The 12,113-nt window shown below is 67.7% G+C and carries 12 protein-coding genes; 5 read left to right on the top strand and 7 right to left on the bottom strand.

Going from position 1 to position 12,113, the window contains the following annotated elements:
• Positions 1–13 precede the first annotated feature (13 nt).
• The gene (locus BLS40_RS01235) at positions 14–733 is read left to right on the top strand and encodes a spermidine synthase (protein WP_092147697.1); all 720 of its coding nucleotides are present in this window, start codon (positions 14–16) and stop codon (positions 731–733) included.
• Positions 734–736: 3 nt separating this feature from the next.
• Here BLS40_RS01235 and BLS40_RS01230 read toward each other — a convergent pair whose 3' ends face one another.
• From BLS40_RS01230 to BLS40_RS01215, 4 genes are all read right to left on the bottom strand, one after another.
• Positions 737–2,320, bottom strand: coding sequence for a purple acid phosphatase family protein (locus BLS40_RS01230; protein WP_092147693.1), 1,584 nt, complete (start codon positions 2,318–2,320; stop codon positions 737–739).
• Positions 2,321–2,411: 91 nt separating this feature from the next.
• The gene (locus tag BLS40_RS01225) at positions 2,412–3,455 is read right to left on the bottom strand and encodes a flavin-containing monooxygenase (protein WP_092147689.1); all 1,044 of its coding nucleotides are present in this window, start codon (positions 3,453–3,455) and stop codon (positions 2,412–2,414) included.
• Positions 3,455–3,925: a hypothetical protein gene (locus BLS40_RS01220; protein WP_157672424.1), complete on the bottom strand. Its 471-nt coding sequence runs from the start codon at positions 3,923–3,925 to the stop codon at positions 3,455–3,457. Before BLS40_RS01220 ends, BLS40_RS01225 begins: the two co-directional genes overlap by 1 nt.
• Complete coding sequence (locus tag BLS40_RS01215) at positions 3,922–6,186, bottom strand: ATP-dependent DNA ligase (RefSeq protein WP_092147683.1); 2,265 nt, start codon at positions 6,184–6,186, stop codon at positions 3,922–3,924. The genes BLS40_RS01220 and BLS40_RS01215 overlap by 4 nt, the downstream gene beginning before the upstream one ends.
• 33 nt (positions 6,187–6,219) lie before the next feature.
• On the opposite strand from BLS40_RS01215, the gene ku reads away from it, so the two are divergent.
• A complete protein-coding gene (gene ku / locus BLS40_RS01210) occupies positions 6,220–7,029 on the top strand; it encodes a non-homologous end joining protein Ku (RefSeq protein ID WP_092147680.1) in 810 nt (269 codons plus the stop codon).
• A gap of 26 nt (positions 7,030–7,055) precedes the next feature.
• Positions 7,056–7,559: a hotdog fold domain-containing protein gene (locus BLS40_RS01205; RefSeq protein ID WP_092147676.1), complete on the top strand. Its 504-nt coding sequence runs from the start codon at positions 7,056–7,058 to the stop codon at positions 7,557–7,559.
• Here the strand turns inward: BLS40_RS01205 and BLS40_RS01200 are convergent.
• From BLS40_RS01200 to BLS40_RS01190, 3 genes are all read right to left on the bottom strand, one after another.
• Entirely contained in the window at positions 7,546–7,779 is a 234-nt protein-coding gene (locus BLS40_RS01200) for a DUF3072 domain-containing protein (protein WP_092147673.1), read from the bottom strand. The genes BLS40_RS01205 and BLS40_RS01200 overlap by 14 nt on opposite strands.
• A gap of 25 nt (positions 7,780–7,804) precedes the next feature.
• Positions 7,805–8,287 (bottom strand): DUF4395 domain-containing protein, encoded by a 483-nt coding sequence (locus BLS40_RS01195; RefSeq protein WP_092147669.1) that lies wholly within the window; start codon positions 8,285–8,287, stop codon positions 7,805–7,807.
• A gap of 68 nt (positions 8,288–8,355) precedes the next feature.
• On the bottom strand, positions 8,356–9,567 hold the full coding sequence (locus tag BLS40_RS01190) for a lipase family protein (RefSeq protein ID WP_092147666.1): 1,212 nt from the start codon (positions 9,565–9,567) through the stop codon (positions 8,356–8,358).
• A 228-nt stretch (positions 9,568–9,795) separates the two neighbouring features.
• Between BLS40_RS01190 and cmtR the strand changes: the two genes are divergently transcribed.
• Both cmtR and BLS40_RS01180 read left to right on the top strand, forming a co-directional pair.
• On the top strand, positions 9,796–10,212 hold the full coding sequence (gene cmtR, locus BLS40_RS01185) for a Cd(II)/Pb(II)-sensing metalloregulatory transcriptional regulator CmtR (protein ID WP_456236290.1): 417 nt from the start codon (positions 9,796–9,798) through the stop codon (positions 10,210–10,212).
• A complete protein-coding gene (locus tag BLS40_RS01180) occupies positions 10,166–12,058 on the top strand; it encodes a heavy metal translocating P-type ATPase (protein ID WP_092147663.1) in 1,893 nt (630 codons plus the stop codon). The genes cmtR and BLS40_RS01180 overlap by 47 nt, the downstream gene beginning before the upstream one ends.
• Positions 12,059–12,113 lie beyond the last annotated feature (55 nt).

Genomic DNA, 12,113 nt, shown 5'->3' with positions numbered 1-12,113 from the left:
GGTCCAGCAGACGATGCGCAAACCCCGCACGCCGAAAAAGCGCATTGAGGGCACCTACCCCATCGATTCCGACAGCGCCCGCATCGTGGCCGATCCCGACCGCGACGGCGGCTACACCCTGGAGGTCAACAACGTTCCCTCCTCGTACGTCGTCCTGGGCGCGCCCGAGGTGCTGGGATTCGACTACATGGAGTGGATCGCGGGGTTCGTCACGGCCACGGGCCCCTTCACCAGCGTGCACCTCGGCGGCGCGGGATGCGCGCTACCGTCGTACTTCTCGCAGCGGTGGGGCGGCGCCCACACGGCGGTGGAAATCGACGGCGCGCTGGCCCGGCTCGTGCGCTGGGCGTTCGAACCGGAGGTTCCCATCCGGGTGGCGGAGGCGCAGGCGTTCACCCACGCGCTGGAACCGGGGTCGCAGGACATGATCGTGCGCGACGTCTTCGCCGGACCCGACACCCCGCGCCCGCTGACCACGGTGGAGTTCTACCGCGCCGCCCACCGCGCGCTCGCGCCCGGGGGCGTCTACGTGGCCAACATCGGCGACGGCCACGGCCTGCCCGCCACCCGCGCCGAGCTCGTGGGGATGCGTGAGGTGTTCGGGCATGTCGCGGCCGTCGCTACGCGCGAGATGCTCGACGGCCGCGCCTACGGCAACGTCGTCGTGGCAGGAGCGGATGTCCCCCTCACCCACCGCGGGCCCGGAGAGTTCCGCGGCGATTTAGGGGGTTAGTCCCTAAAGCCCGAACTGTGCGGAAATCTGGGCAATCGCCTGGTCAATGAGGGCACGGGCCTGCGGGAGGTTGGCAACCAACGCGGTCAACGCGCCGAGGATGGCCACGGCGATCCCGGTTCCCGCGAGCAGCGGGGAGGAGCCGGCGGCCACGGGCGCTTCCGGCGCGGGGGTGGTCGGGGCGGTCGGGGCCGCCGCCTCGCCGGAGTGGACGAGGGTGACGTCGTCTACCAGCGAGCCGTCCGCGGCGTTGACGCTGCGGACGCGCAGCGCGTCGCCGCTGACGTCCACCACGGAGTAGTCGGGTGTGTAGTCCTGGTTCCAGAACGCGATGGTCGGCTGGTTCAGTCCTTTCTCGCGCGACTCCTCCAGCGTCATGCCCGGGTACTCTTTGCCGTCCTTGCCCTCGTACTCGTAGTACTTGCCGCCGCCGGCGGTGTTGAGGGTCAGGTAGAGCACCTCGCCGTCGTCCTTGGACAGCACGTCGCCGGGTGCCGCGTAGGCGTCCGGCACCTGCGGTGTCGGGCCGTTCATCAGGTGCGAGCGGTTGTACATGTGGTCGTGGCCGTTGAGGACCAGGTCGACGCCCACCTCCGAGAACACGGGGCTGAGTTTGTTGCGCATGCGCACGATGTCGCTGTCGGTGTAGCGGCCGCCGTGAGAGTGGAACGCGAAGTGGTTGAGCACGATGATCCAGTCCTTGTCGCCGCCGTGGGCCGCGACCGTGTCGCGCACGAACCGGGCCTGCTGCTCCAGGCCCGCGTCGTCCTTCAGGTTGGAATTCAGGGCGATGAACAGGGCGTTGTTCTGCTCGAAGAAGTAGTTCGACGTACCGGCGAGCTCGTTGGGCAGGTTCCAGTGCTCCTGGAAGTGGCGGCTGGACACGTCGGTGGGGTAGGTCTCGTGGTTGCCCTGGATGGCCGCGAAGCGGAAGTCGCGCAGCTGCGGGGCGGAAAAGAACGCGTTGTACTGGCCGAGCGGGGTGATCAGGTCGCCCCAGCCCTCGACCTGGTCGCCCAGGCTGACGAACATGGAGGCGTCCGGGTTGGCGGCCGCGGCGTTGGCGGCGGTGGTGCGCCAGACGTTCGCTTGCTCGGCCACCTTGAGGTCAATGCCGATCTGGGCGTCGGTCACGGCGACGAACTTCCAGGTGTCGTCGCCGTCGTCGATAGTGAAGCTGTGCGGCTTGCTCCACCCGCCTGCCTCGGAACCGATCTGGTAGGTGTAGGTCACGCCCGGGGTCAGGTCGGTGACCTCGGCGAAGCGGGAGACGTAGGCCACCGCGCCGTAGTCCGCCTCGCGGGAGGCGACCTCGGAAACCGCAGCGGGGTCATTCGCCGGGTGCAGGCGAACGACCTCGGCGCCGTTGTAGGTGGAGCGCCAGGAGAAGTTGACGCTCTGCGCGTCCGCGCCCACGCCGGTGACAGCGCGGAAAATCGGCCCGGACTGCGCGCCGGCAAACGGGGATCCGGGCGAGGACGAACCCTGGGCCGGGGCGCTGGATTGGGCGTGAGCAACGGGGGCTACTACGGGAGATACAGCCAGGCTGAGTGCCACGGCGGTGGCGACGGCGATCTTTGTGGACATGGTGTGTACCTCAGAAAGGATAGTCGAGATTGGCGGGGACCTGCCAATAACAGCACAACCGCGTAACGTTATGGCGAACAATTGATGTCACTCAGGTGACATTTTCCAGCGCCCGGCGCAGTTTCACCGCCGCCTCGCGGCCCGCCCGGTTCGCGCCGACGGTCGACTGGGACGGGCCGAAGCCGATGAGGTGCACCATCGGCTCCGCCACCACCTGCGTTCCGTCGACGGCGATCCCGCCGCGGTCATTGACAAGCCCCAGCGGCTCGAGGTGGCTGAGCGACGGCCGGAAGCCCGTCGCCCACACCAGAGCGTTCAGGCGGGTCAGCGTCCCGTCCGCTTCCACCACGCCCTCCGGCACGATCTCCCGGAACATGTCGCGCCGGTTCAGCGCCCCGCGCTCGCGCGCCGCCGCCACGTAGTCCGCCCCCGCGAACAGCCCCGTGTAAGACACCACGGAGCGCGCCGGCTCGCCGCGCTCCACATTCTCGGCGACGCGGCGTTCCACCTCGCGCCCGTCGAAGTGATCCCGGAAGTCGGGCTCGCGGCGGGTGTACCAGAACGTCTCCGCCACGCGTGAGATCTCGTCCAGGTGCTGCAGCGCGGAGATCCCCGCCCCGACAATGCCGACGCGCATCCCCGCGAACTCGTCCGGGCCCGTGTAGTCGCGGGTGTGGATCTGCCGGCCCGCGAAGCTGCTCTGCCCGGGGTAATCCGCCCGCAACGGGGTGTCCCACGTGCCGGTCGCGTTGATCACGGCCTTCGCGCGCACCCGCCCCACCGTGCTGTCCACCACGAACTCGTCGCCGCTTCTGCGCACCGAGAGAACCCGTGCCGGGCGGATGACGTTCAGGCCCGCGGCACGCTCGAAGTCCGCGAAGTATGCGGGCACTGCCACCGACGCCTTCTCCTGCGGGTCAAGCTCCGGCGGGTGGAACAGCGGCAGCCCGAAGATGCCGTTGACCCTGTCCACCGTCAGCGTGTCCCAGCGCTCCAGCCACGCGCCCCCCGGCTCCTCGGCGGCATCGAGCGTGATGTGGTCGATGCCGCGGCGCTGGAGGTGGAAGGTGGCGGACAGGCCCGCCTGCCCCGCACCGATGACCACCACGTCGGTGGTCATCTCCCCCAGCTTCATCACTCCTCCTCATCGACGAAGCGCAGCGTGTCCAAAAACGCGTCAAAGTCGTCGTAGAGCTCGGCCGCATCGCGCGTCTCCGCGGTCATGACGACGCAGAGCACACGCAGTTCCCGGCCCTCACCGACCATGTCCGGCAGCAGGTAGAACACCTGGTACTGGGTCAGCTCGAGGGTGCCGGCAGGCGCCTCCACCGCGAAGCTGAGCGTTTGGCGGCCGACGGTGCCGTCGTCGTTCATCGCGTCCTCGCCCACGCTCAGGTTGGTGGCGTTGGTGGCCGTGACCGTGGCGGAATCCTCCATCACGGTGGCCAGTGCGGTGCCCGGCGCGACGCCGACGGTGGTCGCCCCGATGTTGGGGCGGAACGCGGGGTAGTTTCCGGAGTGGGCGACGATGAAGTCGTAGCCTTCCGGGGCCTCGCCGATGAACCAGGCGTCGTTGGGTAGGTCGAAGCGGTAGCGGGTACTCACCGTGCCCATTCTAGCCAGCGAACCTCGTCCGGCTCCTTGTCCGGGCGCCAGCCGCGCCACGACGCCTGCCGGACGCTGCCCCCGCGCGTCCTGCCCGCCAGCTTCACCTCGGCCACGTACCGCGGTTCGACCCACCAGGCGTCCGCCGCGTCGGGCCCCGGAACCTCCACCGCGGGTTCCGCGCGTTCGACGCGGCGCAGCTTGCCCTCAATCTCGTCGAGCTGCGCCGCGGTGAACCCGGTTCCCACGCGCCCGGCGTAGCGCAGCTCCCCGGCGTCGTCCGGCACGGCCACCAGCAGCGAGGACACGGCCCTCTTCCCGGTGCGCACACCGACGACGACCACCTCCTGGTGCAGCTCGGTCTTGAGTTTCAGCCACGCCTTCGAGCGCTCGCCGGGCAGGTACGGCGAGTCCTCCCGCTTGGCCATCACCCCCTCGAGCCCGAGTGCGCGGCTCGCCTTCTCGGCGGCCTCGTACGAGCCCGAGAACCGCGGCGGGATGGCCACATGCTCCGTCTCCGTGAGAGCCTCAAGCGCTTGTCGACGCTCCACGTACGCCTTCCCCATAAGCGAACGGCCGCCGATCTCGAGGGCGTCGAAAAGCATGTAGCGCAGCTCGGTGCCGGCAGAGCCTGTATCTTCAGCGCGCAGCAGCGAGAAGTCCGGGCGGCCCCGGTCGTCGAGCGCGACCAGCTCCCCGTCGAGCACCCCGTCCGCGGCCCCGCCGCCGAGCACCTCCGCCAGCTCCCCGGCGTGCGGGAACAGGTGGGTGAAGTCCTTGCCGTTTCTGCTGCGCAGCGTCACCGTGCCCGCTGCGACCTCGGCGATGATGCGGTAGCCGTCCCACTTCATTTCGTAGGCGTAGCGCACGCCGTCCTTCTCCCCCAGCGTCAGATCCGCGGGGCTGCCCGCCACCGCGAGCATCGGCGCCAGGGAGGGCGCCGGCTGGCGCGCCATCAGCTTCATCAGCCAGTTTTTTCCGCCGGTGTGGATGAGCGCGTAGCGGCGGGGGGTGCCACGCCCGTGGAACACCGCGATGACTTCCTCGCCCTCGCGCCACTTCTCTATGTCCACGGTGCCGGTATCCCAGATCGCCATCTCGCCCGCGCCGTACTGCCCTTTCGGGATGCTGCCCTCGAAGGTGGCGTACTCGATCGGGTGGTCTTCCGTCTGCACCGCGAGGCGGGTGACCGCGGGGTCATCGGGCGGGCCCTTCGGCACGGCCCAGGACACCAACACGCCGTCGCGCTCGATGCGCACGTCCCAGTGGACGCGCCGGGCGTGGTGCTCCTGGATGACAAAGATCGGCGCGCCTTCGCGTGCGGCGGGCACGACGCCCGGGATCGGCTCCGGCGTCTTTCGCGCGTCGCGCATTGAGCGGTAGGTGGCCAGCTTGTCGCGGGCAGGCGCGCCGAGCGCGGCGATCGGGTCCAGGCCGTCGCCCACCCGCGCGAGCACCTCGTCGAGGCCGAGGTGTGCGAGTGCGGGGTCCTCGATCTCCTCCCACGTGCGCGGGGCGGCCACCATGGGCCGCTGCCGGCCCCGCAGCGAGTAGGGAGCAACCGTGGTTTTCGACGCCTTGTTCTGGCTGAAATCCACGAACACCTTGCCCCCGCGCTCGCGTTTCCTCATCACCGACGTCACCCGCTCGGGGTGGTCCTCCTCCAGGCCGCGGGCCAAGGCCTTCGCCACCTCGCTGACGGTGTCGGAGTCGTAGCTGCCGTCCAGCGCCGCGTAGAGGTGGATCCCCTTCGACCCCGAGGTCACCGGCACGGCGTCCATGCCCATGCCGTCGAGGATCTCGCGGCACCACAGCGCCACCTCGGCCGTCTGCGCCAGGCTCACCCCCGGCCCGGGGTCGAGGTCCAGCACCATCCGGTCCGGGTTCGCCCGCGAGCCGTCGGGCGTAAAGCGCCACTGCGGGGTGTGCAGCTCTAAGGCGGCGACCTGGGCGAGCCAGGCCAGCGTCGGGGAGGCGTCGACAAGCGGGTAGCGGTTCACGGACTCCGCGTGCTCGATCTCGCCGACGGTGACCCACTCGGGCGCGGACTCCTCGAGGTCCTTGCGGAAGAAGCTCTCCCCCTCCACCCCGTCGGGCCAGCGCTTGCGGGTGACGGGGCGGCGCGCAATCTGCGGGATCATGACGTCGGCGACGCTGAGGTAGTAGTGCATCACGTCCGCCTTGGTCGTGCCCGCCGCGGGGTAGAGCACCTTGTCCAGGCTGGTCACGTTGAGGCTGCGGCCGCCTACCTGGAACTTCATGCGGCTCCCCTTTCTTTGGATAGGCTTCATCCTATGCGCGCAATCTGGTCCGGCTCCATCACGTTCGGCCTCGTCAACGTCCCCGTCAAAGCGTACGGGGCGACCGAGGACCACGACATTTCCTTCCACCAAGTCCACGACCGGGACGGCGGGCGGATCCGCTACCAGCGGCGCTGCGAGGTGTGCGGCGAGGAGGTGGACTACAAGCACATCGACAAGGCCTACGAGGAGGACGGCGACACCGTCGTGCTGGACAAGGAGGACTTCGACGCTCTGCCCGAGGCCGACAACAACGAGATCGAGGTGGTCCAGTTCGTCCCCTCCGACCAGATCGACCCGATCCTGCTGGAAAAGTCCTACTACCTCGAGCCCGAGGGCAAGACACCGAAGTCCTACCTGCTGCTGCGGCAGACGCTGGAAAAGACGGACCGCACGGCCGTGGTCCGGTTCGCGCTGCGACAGAAAACCCGCCTCGGCGTGCTGCGCGTGGCGGGAAAGGTGCTCGTGCTCCAGGGCATGATCTGGGCCGACGAGCTGCGCGCGGTGGATTTCAAGGGGACCAAGTCACGCGCGAAGATCTCCGACAAGGAGCTCGAGCTCTCCGCCCAGCTCGTCGAGTCCTATTCCTCCGACTTCACCCCCGGCGACTTCGAGGACGACTACCAAATCGAGCTGCGCAAGCTTATCGACGCCAAACTCGCGGAGGGCGACACCATCGACACCGAGAAAACCTTCGGCGAGCGACCGGACTCCGAATCGGACGACGCCGAGGTGGTCGACCTCATGGAGGCGCTCAAGGCGTCGCTGGAGAAAAAACGGTCGGGCAAAAAGAAGGGTGCGTGAGACACGCACCCGATAAGATCCACGGTATGACGCAGGACACAGTCGCACAGCCCAGCAATCAGATCTCCGCATTGTGGGAGCAGGTGGCGGATTCGCGCATCAAGCGCGGCCTGTTCTCCTCCTACCTGTGGTTTAAAGCCCCGTACTTCCGCACCGTCATGCCGCGGGTGCGCGAACTCGTGCCCGGCAGCCACTGCACGGTGCGCCTGGCCAAGTGGTGGGGCGTGAACAACCACATCGGCACCTTCCACGTGATCGCCGCGCTCAACGGCGCCGAGGCCGCCATGGGCCTGTTGTGCGAGGCCTCGCTTCCCGACACGCACCGATGGATCCCGCGCGGCATGCGCGCGGAATACCCCAGCAAATCCACCGGCGGGCTCACGGTGACCGCCTCCGCCCAGTGGCCCGACTTCGACCTCATCACCCGCGAGACCGGCGGCGAGCTGGTCACCGTCTCGTGCACGCTTATCGACGACGCCGGCAACGAGCCCGTCATCGCCGAGATCGACGTGTGGGTTAGTTCCCGGTGAGCTTCTTGAGGCGGTTGATCTGCTCCGAGGCCTGGGCCTTGGTCAGGTTCGCCGGGATCTGCTCGCCGGCCTGCCTGGCCAGTGTGTCCAGGTAGGACTTTTGCGCCTCGGTCATCGGCTCATCGCCGCTGACCCATTCGGAGGGGTCTTTTTCCAGGTTCGGGTCCTGCGCGTCGCCGGTGGCCCCGAGCATCTCGGGCTGGTTATTCGGATCAGTCATGTTTACATGTTACGCGCTGGCAAGCCTAGATCGCGCAGGTCTCGCAGGCGTCGGGTGAGATGATTCCCGCCTTCTGGCCGTGGCGGTAGATCCAACAGCCGGCGCAGAAGCCCAAGAACGCCTCCGCCGAGGCCGCCGCGACGAGCATCAAGAGCGTGACCTGGCCGGCGACGGTGTGCCCGGTCGCCGCGAACATCAGGGCGACGAGGGAGAAGGCAACTCCGATCCCCTGGGCGAATTGCTTCGGCGCGCCCGAGACGATGTGGGGGTCGCCGAAGGCGGCGCCGGCCAGGTAGCGGACGGAGAGCTGGCCGAAGAGGGAGTACTTCGGGCCGGCGTACAAACGCAGGGCGAACCCTGCAAAAAGCAGCGCGTTCAGCGCCAGCGCCACGAGCGCCGGCGCGACGAGCCACGCCACAATGGTGGTCAGTGCGAGCGCGACGACGAGCGCGGCCGTCGTGCGCGAGGCGTATTCATTAACACGTTCAGGGAATTCTCCAAAGGGCATGGACCACACTTTAGACAGTCCAGTCTAAAAAATAAACCCCTTTACAGACCGATTGTTCTATGGCTGGCCTACAGCTCCGGGACGTAGGGCTTCTGGTCCGCGACGGCGCGGCGCACCATGTCCCGGTGCGACGGGCCCGAGTGCGTCACCACCTCGACATCGCAGCCCGGCACCAACGCGAGCCTGCGCGCGGCCACGCCGATCTGGCGGTAATCAATAATGTCGTCGTCTTTGCTGATAAAGATCGTCACCGGTTGAACCGGGCGCATGTTCACCATCGAGTTGGCCAAGAAGTGCTCCAGTAGCGCCTCAACGTCCGGCCGGTCCTTAAAGATCTCCTCCCCGGAGATCGAGCTGACCTCCTTGAACGTGGTCAGGCACTCGCTGGAGGCCAGCCGCATCAGCTCCTTGCCGCGGTCGTTGAAGAGATCGCTCGCCACAATCGCCGCATTGAAATTCGCCGCGCCCTGCACCGCGTATGCGACGTAGGTGAGATGTTCGGCGTCGATCGTTCCGATTACTTTTCGCACGAGCAGCGAGTTCACGGAGGGGACGGGGGTCTTCGGGACGTAGCTGTCGCCGGGGGCGATCGCCAGCGTCCTGCGCAGTCCCGACGGCACGTCATCGGCCGACGCGGCGGCCACGGCGGCGAAGCCTCCCTGGCTCCACCCGGTGTTGTACCAGGTTTCCCCGAACGAGAACTCCCCGCGCGTCGCCCGGACCATCTCATTGACTGCCGAGGCCAGCGAGTGGCGGTCCGTGTAGGTGCCGCTGCCCACCGTGCCCAGACCCTCGTAATCGGGCTGGATCACCGCGAAGCCCTTGTCCAGCCAGGGTTGCAGGTAGTCGCGCGCCGCCAGCACGAGCGTCTCCTCGTCCGGGTGGGTGTCCAGCGCCGTCGAGGGGGCGGCGCGCTTACTCAGGCCCGTCGTGCCGTGCGCCCAGCTGAGCACCGGCCACCCGCCCTCGGGCGCGTCTCCGCGCGGGAGGGTGACCAACCCGGTCGCGGCGATCGGCTCGCCGTGCGCGTTGCGGGAGCCATACCGGACGAGGAACGTGGCCGCACCGCCCGGGGCGGAGATGATCCGGTCGCTGTCCAGCTGTTCTTTCTCCAGCACCGTTCCCACGGCGGATTCGGGAATGGCGAGCTCGCGGGCGGCGGCGCTCGTGGTGCCGGCTCCGCGCCGGAAAGAACGTGCGTTGTGTCGCGAACGGTACGCGGTGTACGCGAGCGCGGCGGCCGCCGCCGCGCCCAGGACAGTCAGTCTCGTGTCAACCATGACACCGAGCCTAACCGCGTCCGGGCAGGCCCCTAGACGTTGAACTTGAACTCGACGGTATGTAGTTGCAAAGTTACTTTCTCGTTAGCCTGCAACAATCAGAAAACAGTAATTGCGTCAGTACACAGAGAACATATGGGCGCATGGAAACACGTAAAGCTTTTGCGGGATGGCGTGGACGTCAACGTGAAGATTCTGGAGAACCTCGCCGCCCACGTCGCTCCCGCGTTGGGTGGCAGCCGAACCACAAAGGTTGCTTCACGCCTCGACGTCATGAACCGGCTCGGCCGGGCTATGGCCGATCCGACGCGCTCCCGAATCCTGATGACCCTACTCGACGGCCCGAGCTACCCAGCCGTGCTTGCGCGCGACCTTGACCTGACCCGTTCGAACGTCTCGAACCACCTGACCTGCTTGCGCGACTGCGGCATCATCGTCGCCGAGCCAGAGGGCCGCAAAACTCGCTACGAAATCGCCGATCCGCACCTCGCGGCAGCGCTCGACGCGCTGGTGAACGCAACGTTGGCTGTCGACGAAAACGCCCCGTGCATCGACCCTGAGTGCTCGGTGCCCGGCTGCGGTGAAAAGGGGCGGACGCATGAGCTCGGCGTGTGGATGCGAACACGAAACCGCCACGGAGATTGAAGAGCTCGATCGGCCATGGTGGAAGGACCCCGAGTTGCTACTGCCGATCTTCTCCGGCGTAGCCCTCTGCATAGGCCTGGCGCTGGACTGGTCCGGGCTGGAGACACCCGCGACGATACTGTTCTGGGTCGGTCTGCTGCTAGGCGCATACACGTTCGCGCCCAGCGCAATACGGAGCCTTGTCACGAAGCGCAAGCTCGGCATTGGTTTGCTGATGACGATCAGCGCGGTCGGCGCGGTGATCCTCGGCTTCGTCGGAGAGGCCGCGGCGCTAGCGTTCCTGTACTCGATCGCTGAGGCGCTGGAGGACAAGGCAATGGACCGGGCCCAGGGCGGACTGCGGGCACTGTTGAAGTTGGTGCCGCAGACCGCAACGGTGCTGCGCGACGGCACGGCGGTCGAGGTCGTAGCGAAAGACCTCGTGGTTGGCGAGCTGATGCTCGTGCGCCCCGGGGAGCGGATCGCCACGGACGGCATCATTCGTTCCGGACGCTCCAGCCTTGACACCTCAGCGATCACCGGAGAATCCATTCCAGAGGAGGTCGCGCCCGGCGACGAGGTGCCCGCGGGAGCGATCAACTCCGCCGGTGTGCTGGAGGTCGAGACGACCGCAGCTGGAGCGGACAACTCACTGACCGCACTCGTGGACCTGGTCGAGCAGGCGCAGGCGGAAAAGGGCGACCGCGCCCGGATCGCCGACCGGATTGCCCGACCCTTAGTGCCCGGGGTGATGATCCTGGCGGTGCTGGTCGGCGTGATCGGCTCGCTGCTGGGCGACCCCGAGACGTGGATCACCCGTGCACTGGTGGTCCTGGTTGCAGCGTCGCCGTGCGCGCTGGCAATCTCCGTGCCGCTGACGGTCGTGGCCGCGATCGGCGCAGCCAGCCAGTTTGGCGTGGTCATCAAGTCCGGAGCGGCGTTCGAGCGGCTCGGCGGCATCCGTCACCTGGCGGTGGACAAGACTGGAACCCTCACCCGCAACCAGCCCGAGGTTACCGGCGTGGTCCCGGCAGACGGATTCAATCGGGCGCAAGTGCTTGCTTTTGCGGCGGCAGTTGAGCAGCAATCGACGCACCCCCTCGCCGCGGCGATCGCGGCGGCGGGGCCCGAAGCGCCCGCTGCCCTGGACATCAGCGAGGAATCCGGGCATGGCATCAGTGGCACCGTCGAAGGTCGACGGGTGCTGGTGGGCAGCCCCCGATGGATCGACGCCGGGCCACTGAAGGCCGATGTTGAGCGCATGGAGTCCGAGGGGCAGACCTGCGTCCTGGTCGCCGTCGATGACGCCCTTGCCGGGGCGATCGGGGTCCGCGACGAGCTGCGGCCCGAGGTGCCCGAAGCCGTGCAGACCCTGCACGCCAACGACGTGGAAGTGAGCATGCTCACCGGTGACAACACTCGCACCGCCCGGGCACTGGCTGAAATCGCCGGAATCGACGACGTGCGCGCCGAGCTGCGCCCGGAGGACAAGGCGAGCATCGTAGCCGAACTCTCCTCCAAGACGCCGACGGCGATGATCGGTGACGGCATCAACGACGCGCCGGCACTGGCGGGCGCGACGGTGGGCATAGCGATGGGAGCGACTGGCTCCGACGCCGCGATCGAGTCCGCTGATGTCGCCTTCACCGGCCATGACCTCCGGCTGATCCCACAGACTCTGCAGCACGCCCGCCGAGGCAGCAGGATCATCAACCAGAACATCGTGCTGTCTCTGGCCATCATCATCGTGTTGATGCCGCTGGCGATCAGCGGCATGCTGGGCCTGGCGGCCGTCGTGTTGGTTCACGAGGTCGCCGAAGTCATCGTGATCTTGAACGGCCTGCGGGCTGCGCAAGCGAAGCGCTGAGCCACACTTTCGCCCAGCGCGCTGGCTCTCCAACGCGGATCTTGGAAGGATCGAG

This window comes from Corynebacterium mycetoides, from assembly GCF_900103625.1.
GTDB classification, from domain to species: Bacteria; Actinomycetota; Actinomycetes; order Mycobacteriales; family Mycobacteriaceae; genus Corynebacterium; species Corynebacterium mycetoides.
This window is presented reverse-complemented; position numbering and strand designations above follow the sequence as displayed.

What these genes read in the sequence shown, in the direction of transcription:
- BLS40_RS01235 (WP_092147697.1), top strand. Translation starts at nt 14, where the DNA reads ATGCGCAAACCCCGCACGCCGAAAAAGCGCATTGAGGGCACCTACCCC.
- BLS40_RS01230 (WP_092147693.1), bottom strand. Translation starts at nt 2,320, where the DNA reads ATGTCCACAAAGATCGCCGTCGCCACCGCCGTGGCACTCAGCCTGGCT.
- BLS40_RS01225 (WP_092147689.1), bottom strand. Translation starts at nt 3,455, where the DNA reads ATGAAGCTGGGGGAGATGACCACCGACGTGGTGGTCATCGGTGCGGGG.
- BLS40_RS01215 (WP_092147683.1), bottom strand. Translation starts at nt 6,186, where the DNA reads ATGAAGTTCCAGGTAGGCGGCCGCAGCCTCAACGTGACCAGCCTGGAC.
- ku (WP_092147680.1), top strand. Translation starts at nt 6,220, where the DNA reads ATGCGCGCAATCTGGTCCGGCTCCATCACGTTCGGCCTCGTCAACGTC.
- BLS40_RS01205 (WP_092147676.1), top strand. Translation starts at nt 7,056, where the DNA reads ATGACGCAGGACACAGTCGCACAGCCCAGCAATCAGATCTCCGCATTG.
- BLS40_RS01200 (WP_092147673.1), bottom strand. Translation starts at nt 7,779, where the DNA reads ATGACTGATCCGAATAACCAGCCCGAGATGCTCGGGGCCACCGGCGAC.
- BLS40_RS01195 (WP_092147669.1), bottom strand. Translation starts at nt 8,287, where the DNA reads ATGCCCTTTGGAGAATTCCCTGAACGTGTTAATGAATACGCCTCGCGC.
- BLS40_RS01190 (WP_092147666.1), bottom strand. Translation starts at nt 9,567, where the DNA reads ATGGTTGACACGAGACTGACTGTCCTGGGCGCGGCGGCGGCCGCCGCG.
- BLS40_RS01180 (WP_092147663.1), top strand. Translation starts at nt 10,166, where the DNA reads ATGAGCTCGGCGTGTGGATGCGAACACGAAACCGCCACGGAGATTGAA.